The sequence below is a fragment of the Kribbia dieselivorans NBRC 106261 genome (genome assembly GCF_001552435.1).
In the GTDB taxonomy this organism is placed as follows: domain Bacteria; phylum Actinomycetota; class Actinomycetes; order Actinomycetales; family Dermatophilaceae; genus Kribbia; species Kribbia dieselivorans.
Map to the genome: position 1 here is coordinate 1 of NZ_BCRE01000275.1, position 1,830 is coordinate 1,830.

Sequence of the window (1,830 nt, forward strand, 5' to 3'; positions counted from 1 at the left end):
GCCCGCCTCGGCCGGTCGCAGCGGATCGCCGATCGCGCGGCCGCCGCGGTCGGCGTCGCCGCGTTCCTTCTGCTCGGCCTGCGCTGGGTCGACTCCGGCGCGGCGACCGTCGTCATCCTCCAGGCGATGCAGCCCGTGTGGGTGCTGCTCCTGGCGGTGGCGGCACTGACCCTGTGCGCCCTGCGGCGTTGGTGGGCGCTGCTCTGGTTGTACCCGGCCGCGCTGATCCTCCTGCTCGTCATGGGTCAGTACTGGCTGCGGGCCTCCGGCGACCCCGACCCGACCCCGCAGACCACCAACACCGTGCGGGTGCTGGCGATCAACATGCACGCCGGCCGGGCCGACCCGCAGCAGGTTGTCGACGAGGCCAAGGCCCTGTCCAGCGACGTCGTCGTGCTCACCGAAGCCGGGCCGGACACCGTCGCCGCCCTGGACGACCTCGGCTGGCGCACGACCTACCCCCACCGCACCGGTCCGTCCTCCGGCTCGGTCGACGCGCCCATCATGGGCACGGTCGTGCTGTCACGGTGGCCGCAGGTCGCGGTGCCCTTCCCGCAGCAGGCGGGCGACTTCGAGCAGCCGGTGGTCACCCTGCGCACCCCGGTCGGGGACATCCTCGTCCGCGGCATCCACCCGCGCCCCCCGGTCGGCGGCGGATCGGACCGGTGGCGGGCACAACTGCGCGAACTCGACCAGTGGCAGGCGGTGCAACAAGGCCGTCCCGTCATCCTCGCCGGGGACTTCAACGCCGGCACCGTGCACCCGGCCTACCGTCAGCTGCTGCGCCGGCTCACGGATGTCCACGAGGCCACCGGCACCTGGTACCAGCGGACGTGGCCGGCGAACCGCCTCGTGCCGCCGAGCGTGGGTCTGGACCACGTGCTCGTCCGGGGCCTCGCGCCGCGCGAAGCGGGCACGGTACACATCGACGGGACGGATCATCTGGGGGTGTGGGCCGACCTGGCGTGGTGACCGCTGCCAGAATGTCGGCCATGCCCCCCACTCCCTACAGCATTCAGGTCCATCTGCGGTGGAGCGATATGGATGCCTACGGTCACGTCAACAACGTCCAGTACCTCCGCCTGCTCGAGGACGCCCGCATCGGCGGCTTCGCCGAGTGGTTCGGCCTGGAACTCAAGGCACAGGAGACCGGGGTCCTCGTCGCCCGTCACGAGATCGAGTACGTGTTGCCGCTGACCTTCCGGCCGGCCCCGGTGGAGGTCGACATGTGGGTCGAGCGCATCGGCGGAGCGTCGTTCACGGTCGGTTACACGGTGCGTGACCCCGATGAGATCGGGACGACGACGTATGCGATTGCGCAGACCGACATGGTCTTCTTCGACTTCGAGAACAACCGTCCGCAACGCATCTCCCAGGAGCATCTGAGCATCTTGAAGACCCACCTGAACGAGCCGGTCCCCTTCCGACGGAGGCGAGCATGAGCTACCTGCTCTTCGACGACACCTCGACCCTGGCCGACTTCGAGACCTACGTCGGCCGTGCCAAGCAGGCCGACCCCGACGGCGCGATCCGCCTGATGGCGGTGGGCCAGGCCGTCGCCGCCTGGGTGTGCGTGCTGGAGGGGTCCGGCCTGACCGGTGACGGCACCGTGCTGGGGCTGCGCGTGCTGCACCTGTCCTCGAGCGCCGAATTCGACACCGTCACGTCGTTGGCGGCCTGCTCCGATCGGCTCGCCCGGCGCAACCCGGAGCCGTCGTTCTCCGTCCCGCCGACGACCCTCACGCCGCCGTGGGCGGCCCTGACCCCACCGCGCTCCGGATGGCAGTCGGCCGGAGAGGTACCGGCGGCGCCGCTGCGGGAGGCCGCCAC

3 protein-coding genes are annotated in these 1,830 nt (G+C 71.1%); all 3 read left to right on the top strand.

What is annotated here, in order from left to right:
* Positions 1–972: endonuclease/exonuclease/phosphatase family protein (locus KD1_RS15810; protein ID WP_068403511.1), on the top strand; the 972-nt coding region annotated here is incomplete at its 5' end.
* 20 nt (positions 973–992) lie between these two features.
* The gene (locus KD1_RS15815) at positions 993–1,442 is read left to right on the top strand and encodes an acyl-CoA thioesterase (protein ID WP_245627445.1); all 450 of its coding nucleotides are present in this window, start codon (positions 993–995) and stop codon (positions 1,440–1,442) included.
* On the top strand, positions 1,439–1,830 hold a 392-nt coding region (locus KD1_RS15820), incomplete at its 3' end, for a DUF8010 domain-containing protein (RefSeq protein WP_502690831.1). The genes KD1_RS15815 and KD1_RS15820, both read left to right, overlap by 4 nt.

Bases quoted from the DNA above. Each gene is read 5' to 3' on its own strand.
- KD1_RS15815 (WP_245627445.1), top strand. From the start codon at position 993: ATGCCCCCCACTCCCTACAGCATTCAGGTCCATCTGCGGTGGAGCGAT.